Annotated in this window: 7 protein-coding genes and 1 pseudogene; 1 reads left to right on the forward strand and 7 read right to left on the reverse strand. The window is 42.8% G+C overall.

All coding sequences use genetic code 11. The annotated features are described in order from the left end of the window. Window positions 1-4 precede the first annotated feature (4 nt). The 7 genes from fliF to fliD form a co-directional block, all read right to left on the reverse strand. A complete protein-coding gene (fliF, locus tag G470_RS0104920; protein ID WP_028273863.1) occupies window positions 5-1,585 on the reverse strand; it encodes a flagellar basal-body MS-ring/collar protein FliF in 1,581 nt (526 codons plus the stop codon). 27 nt (window positions 1,586-1,612) lie between these two features. Further along, window positions 1,613-1,933 carry a flagellar hook-basal body complex protein FliE gene (fliE, locus tag G470_RS12755; protein WP_240470644.1) on the reverse strand — a complete coding sequence of 107 codons (321 nt, stop codon included), beginning with the start codon at window positions 1,931-1,933 and terminating at the stop codon, window positions 1,613-1,615. 196 nt (window positions 1,934-2,129) lie between these two features. Next, complete coding sequence (gene flgC, locus G470_RS0104930; protein WP_028273864.1) at window positions 2,130-2,561, reverse strand: flagellar basal body rod protein FlgC; 432 nt, start codon at window positions 2,559-2,561, stop codon at window positions 2,130-2,132. A 16-nt stretch (window positions 2,562-2,577) separates the two neighbouring features. Continuing rightward, a complete protein-coding gene (gene flgB / locus G470_RS0104935) occupies window positions 2,578-2,955 on the reverse strand; it encodes a flagellar basal body rod protein FlgB (protein ID WP_205617888.1) in 378 nt (125 codons plus the stop codon). A 575-nt stretch (window positions 2,956-3,530) separates the two neighbouring features. Next, the gene (gene fliS / locus G470_RS0104940) at window positions 3,531-3,893 is read right to left on the reverse strand and encodes a flagellar export chaperone FliS (RefSeq protein WP_028273866.1); all 363 of its coding nucleotides are present in this window, start codon (window positions 3,891-3,893) and stop codon (window positions 3,531-3,533) included. A 19-nt stretch (window positions 3,894-3,912) separates the two neighbouring features. Then, entirely contained in the window at window positions 3,913-4,278 is a 366-nt protein-coding gene (locus G470_RS0104945; protein ID WP_028273867.1) for a hypothetical protein, read from the reverse strand. 49 nt (window positions 4,279-4,327) lie between these two features. Continuing rightward, entirely contained in the window at window positions 4,328-5,776 is a 1,449-nt protein-coding gene (gene fliD, locus G470_RS0104950) for a flagellar filament capping protein FliD (RefSeq protein WP_028273868.1), read from the reverse strand. A 403-nt stretch (window positions 5,777-6,179) separates the two neighbouring features. Between fliD and G470_RS0104955 the strand changes: the two are divergent. Beyond that, window positions 6,180-6,388, forward strand: a pseudogene (locus tag G470_RS0104955) (ISL3 family transposase); the annotation flags it as partial.

The raw sequence follows: 6,388 nt of genomic DNA on the forward strand, positions 1-6,388 counted from the left end.
TCACCTACTTCTCTTTCATCCAGATTTTGATCATTTCAGAGGCCAATTCCGGATTTTCTTTCGCATACTTCCGTACTTCGTTTTCTTTCTCGTTCGCCGCTTTGCTTTCTCGAATCTTGCGCTCGGCTTCTTTCTCGAACTCTGAAATTTCCGGTTCCACAGGTGCCACCGGTTCTGCTTCTAAGACAAATTCGTCAAACTCGTCTTCTTCAGAACGTCTCTTCAACACGCCCAACAACCACGTCAACAAGACGATAAGAACCAATCCGCCCAACAAATAGATGCCGTAATCCGATACAAAGGTTTTAAGCTGAGCCAACAGGTCTTCGCTGCCCAACAAGGTCGGTGCAGGTGTTTCATCCATTGGTTGGAAGAACTCTAATTGAACTGCAGACATACCTGGTTGCATTCCTAAAGCATTCTCAACCAATCCTATGAGTTTATCTCTGTTTGATTCTGCATCCATTACAATGACTGATGCGGAAACTGTTTCGATAGCTCCAGGAGCTCTAACGATTTTTTCAGTATATGTATCTACCTCGTAGTTCGTTGTTCGATTATACGAATTGCTTTCGGTTTCTTCTCCGCCTTCAAATTCCGTTACAGAGTTACTGTCAAGTGTGCCGCCTTGGGCACCTTGAACAAACTCGCCGCCTCCAGATGCTTGAATGGATTCGCTCCGAACAGTTGGTTCTAATTCTCCTTCATTATTTCGTCCTTGATCATGTTGAATATTTTCCACTTCAATCGCGTCAAAGTTCAAATCCGCATTCACCGTCACACGCACTTTGTCCATCCCGTAAATCGGTCCGAGCAGGTTCAACACTTTTTGCTGCAGGTCGGCTTCCACGGACTGTGTGATCTGCTGGTGCTGTTCGACGACGCTTCCGGAAGTGAAGTTCCCTCCGCTTGACAGCGACGCACTCAACAAGTTTCCGTTCGTGTCCACGATTTGGATGTTTTCAATCGGCAAATGGTCCACAGCGCCGGAAACGAGAGACGCGATGCCTTGAACCGTCTGATGAGAAAGCGGCTGGCTTCCTCTTGTGTCCAAGACAATGGAGGCGGAAGCATTCTGCTGGTACTCCGGGTTTTGGAAGATGCTGTCTTCCGGAATCGAAAGCAGCACTTTCGCCGAATTTACGGTGTCCAAGGCCGTGATGGCCCGTTCCAATTCCCCCGAGACGGCACGTTGGTACATGATTTGTCGGTCTTCGTTGGTCGCCATCATACTGGCTTCGTCAAATATTTCAAAACCGGTTGAGTTAGCCGGCATCAACCCTTCCACCGCTAAGTCAATCCGGTATTTGTCTATGTATTCTTCATCAATCAAAATGGTGGTGCCGCTGTCTTCCAGCTGGTACTGCATTCCTTTTACTTCCAAATCTTCCACAATAGCTCCAGCGTCCGCTTCTTCCAACTCGGAAAACAACACTGTATATTGGGGCCGTTGTGTGAAATAAGCCACGGAAAGCACCACGATGGCGATTGCTGAGACGATGACACCCAGCTGGATTTTCTTTCCTTTTTCCATTTTCTCCCAGCCGGATTTGACACCGTCCCATGTATTCTTTACCTTATCCATTCTCCGCAAAACTCCCTCAACCTACGTTTAAAACTGCATGTTTTTGATTTCATTGAATGCTTCCAATGTCTTGTTGCGCAACTGTACCGCAAGTTCGAGAGACAATTGGGCTTCGGTCGATTTCACCATGACCGTATGTAAATCATCCGCTTCGCCGGTAACCAGCCCCCGGATTGCTTCGTTTGACGCCGTCTGTTTGTCATCCAATGCGGAGATGGCTTCGCTCATCAAACCGGAAAAGGCTTCTCCGTCTCCTTTTGAAAGAGCCGCTGTCCGTGTCTCGTCGCTTGTCGGTTGAACCGGAGCAGTCGGGTACAGCTGATTCATCAAGATGTCGTTGATTTGCATGTTCACGTTTTGGTTCCTCTTCTCTTATATGTAATGAAATATCTGGTTGTATCTTATTTACTGATTGCTGTCTAGTTGCACAAGCCTGACTCCGTGCAAAAAAAGATGAATGAGCCCATTGCGCGCAAGCTGCTCATTCAGGGCGTCATTCTCTACTTTTTGCATGAATCAAACCGGCTTGTTCCACTTTTCTTGTTTACTTGGAAATTTCCAATGCTTTATTGAGCATCGCTTTGCTGGCGTTCATCGCGGTGACGTTGGCGTCATAGGAACGCAAAGTGGTCATCAATTGGACCATCTCGTCCGCCATGTCCACGTTTGGGTACTCCACGTATCCCGCTTCGTCCGCATCCGGGTGAGCCGGATCAAACACCATTTTCGTATTGGTTTCGTCTTCCACTATTTCTGTGGCTCGAACGCCGAAGCTTTTATTTTCTGCCTTACCGGTGAAGAAGGAATCTTGCTGCTTGATGGCTTCTTCGAATGCCACGTCTTTCTTTATGTAAGGACCGCCTTCTTCTGTGCGGGTGGTGTTCGCGTTGGCGATATTGCTGGAAATGACGTCCAGCTTCAACCGCTCCAAGCTCAACCCGCTTGTATTGATTTGCATTGAATCAAACATACCCATTTGTCATCGCCTCCGTTTATTTCAGTACTGTTCGCATCATTGCGTATTTGGCATTCAATTGAGATACAACCGCATCGTAGTAAATGTTGTTGGCCGCCAGTTCCGCCATCTCATAATCTACGTCCACGTTGTTTCCATTGTCCTTCACCGACGTATTGGTGCGTTTATGTACGGTCGGATCTAACGTGTCTGAACCGCCGATATGCATATGCCCGTCATCTGTTCTGACTAAACCTGTGCCGTCCAACGCCTGCTTTAAATGCGACTCAAATGCGACTTTATTCACTTTGTATCCAGGAGTATTGACGTTGGCGATATTACTGGAAATGGTTTCTTGACGCAGCGACGCCGTGTCAAGTGCTTTCTTCAATATACCGTAACTCATGTTATTCATTTCATATTACCCCGTTATTTTATTTGTACGTTATTATCTTGTTACATATCTGACAACAGTTATGTATCTCTTACCAGAGACAAGTATAGTCGATAAGTTTTTATGCCTCAATGACAACTTTCTATACAAGTTTGTTTTTATTTTTTCGTTAAAAAATTCCTCCGAATAAATTTCGAACGTTTTCTTATTTTTTGTTTCTTCATGATTTTTTCTGAAAATGCCTCAACGACAACAACTCAAAGCATTCATTCTTGTATTATTTATAAACGATTCTTGTTAATTTCGTCATAAAAACCCTCGTTATTCAAATGAAAAGTTAGGAAATGAAAAATTGTCTAAAATTCGAAACTTTTCATATTTACATATCCTTAATAAATAACCACACTTATTAATATACGCAATTTATTTATAATTTATTTTTTTAAGTAATATTTCTCTTTTAAGTCACATCAGTTATGTAATCCGATTGAAACTTCTTCAAAAAATAACGATATTTCTCGTACACATTAAAGGTCTAAATTTTTTATTTGTAGCTGCCTGAGTAATAAACCAAGACAATAAAAAAAGACCAGCAATTAAATGCTGGTCCATGCTTCAAGAAGTTCGTTCATCTTGAAGCGCACGTATTCAATTTTTTCTTTGTCTTTTTTCAGGTTGGCTTGGACGAGTTCGGTCAGGAAGTGGTCGTACAGCGCTTCAAGGTTCAAAGCCACTTCTCCACCCACCTCTGTATTCAGCGTATTCATTAATTCTTGAATGATGTTTTGTGCCTTAATCAATTTCTCGTTAGCCAAATCCAATCTTTTCTCATCAATGGAAAGTTCAGCCAATCGCAGGTTCTTGATGCACCCCTGGTACAACAACAACACCAACTCTTTTGGAGATGCAGTTGTCACTTGGTTTTGCTTATAAATTTTTGCGGTGTTTGGGTATGCCATATGTATATGTCCTCCTTTCTTATAGGTTCCGATCGACAAAAATCGAGTGATTCTTCATCGACATATAGTTTTTAACCACTTTGCTTTTCTTGCTTACTTGATCCAATTGGCTTTTCAGCTTCGTACGCTCTTGTTTAATATGAAACATCAATTTTTTCTGTTCAACGACGATTTTTTGATGAATTTCTATCAAAACTTCTTTGTCTTCCGCTGATTCTTCTTGCTCCATACTTTTCAATTGCGTGAAGTATGGTTCGTTTGAGGCGATAATCCCTACAGCGGATTCACTTGTGCCGTCCCAGTCTCGCAGCGAGGAGAGAATGCTCTCTAGTATTTGAATTTTTCGGTCTTTATTTAGTGTATTGATAGTGATTCCTTCTTTCATAAGGTCATCAGCTACATTGGAATGTTCATTCGTTCATTGTTATTCGTTATTACATTTGTTTCATGCCCAATTGACTGAACATATAAGACATTTGAGATTCTGCCTGCATCATGGCAATGTCTAATGCAGTGAACTGTTGGATATACCGGTCACGTTTCCGGTCAATCCGGTCATTGAACAACTCAATCTGTTCGTTGAGGTCTTTGATCATTCTGTCATAAGACTCATTTTTTGTCGTAATGATTCCTGTGGTACCGGAAATATAGGTATCAACGAAATCACGCAACACTTGAGTTAGACCTGTCCGTTCAATCTTAGAAGAAGAGACTTCGTTACCTGCTTCGTCGGTTTCATTCACTGATACTGTTTCTTGATGGTAGAAGAACTGAGTGACATCACCGAGATTCTTCTCCAATGCCTCTTTCAGCTTCTCTTCATCCAGTGTTGCCGAACCGTATCGGTCAATCGTAATGCCGATATCTTCAACACTTAAGATATCTCCCGACTTGCCACCTTCCAGGTTTCTGGAAAACAGTGTCCGTAAACCGGATTGCAATCGCATCACTGTCCCGTCTCCGGTTAACGCGCCAGCGACATTATTTTCCGCCGTAGGATCTCCAACGTCCAGCTGACTTGTAATGAAACTCATCGTCGAATTGTACTGATCGACAAATTCTTTTACTGCAGTAACTGTCTTTTCCGTATCTTCCTCGATGGTAATAATGTCTGATTGTTCACCTTCATGAACGTTCTTCAGTTCAAAGGTCAACCCTTCAATGACATCATCAATTGTGTTGGTATTTCGAGTAATTTCCAAACCATCTACAGTAAAAACTGCAGCCTGTCCCAACGAGAATTCATCTGCTGAACCAGAAAAACCTAACTCTGCCGCAGCATCCCCGCTCACGGCAATCGTCCGCTCGCCCATATTTGTGTCTGTCAAAATCAATCGGTTGTCCACAATGGATGCTTTTATTCCAGATTTTTCTGTCTGTTCATTAATTTTTATGGTGACATCTTTCAAGCTGTCTTCCGCTGTCAAAGAAACGGTGTAATCTGTTCCTTCATGATTCGTAAACGTGAAGGTCGTGTTGGTGAGTCCTAAAGGATCCTCAATCGATTCCAGCGCCTCTCCGGTACTGAGGTTCTTAGATACTTTTGCGCCCGTCATCCGTGATGATTGCGCCAATTGCGTTACTTGAACCCGGTACTGCCCTGTAGCCGCATCTTCTCCCGCGGAAACGGACAGTGTCGTTCCTTCTGTGTCCGTTGAAGTGACCGCCTTTGTTTGAAATGTTTTTGATTTTTGAAGAGTTTCTAGTTTCTTGGACAAATTATCCAAGCGAGTATTGATGTCTTTCCAAGCATTCTTTTCTCGTTCGAGTTTTTCTTTTTTATTCGTAAATTTAACGCCTTTCGCTTTTTCTGCTTCAATCAATTGATCGACAACTGTGGCGTCAATCCCTGAGTATGTACCCATAATGTTCACACTTCCCATAGGGTCACTCCTTTCTTCCTAAAATTACTATGTCAGCTGAACCTACTGCCCGCTGCTTCTTCCCATTCAGGATGCATTATAATGCACCCTTCTAAAGAAGAAAAGCTAATTTAAGTTTATCTAGTTTCAAAGTATATTGAAAAATACTTCTCCTACTTTATCCTATCGGAACAAACCGTAACGAGTTAAGCAAAAAAGAACAAAGAAAAATGAGGCTGGGACAAAAGGTCCTGGATTCTAAAATAAAAGAGAACTTACATTTTCTGTCAAAGAATTTGGGTTCTATAATATTTGGTGTTGGTGAATCAAATGGTTCACCGGCACCTTTTGTGTGTTTAAAATGTAAAAAGGCCAGTGAACCCCTATAATTAAGTTACCACAACCAAACGATAGGAGGATTCACATGACCCAGTTTCATTTTACAAAAGAACTGCTCGGATTGAAAGAGAAAAATATCGTATTGGACGACCAACCGGTCACCACCCAAAAGAAAAGCGGTGTAGACCACATGGTCCTCCACGGAACGTTGACGTACCGCCCTGACGGGTGTCCTGCATGCGGTGTGAAAAACGAGTCGTCAAAGGACATCATCAAGCATGGCACCAAATCGTC

The organism is Atopococcus tabaci DSM 17538 (genome assembly GCF_000429585.1).
Taxonomy (GTDB): domain Bacteria; phylum Bacillota; class Bacilli; order Lactobacillales; family Carnobacteriaceae_A; genus Atopococcus; species Atopococcus tabaci.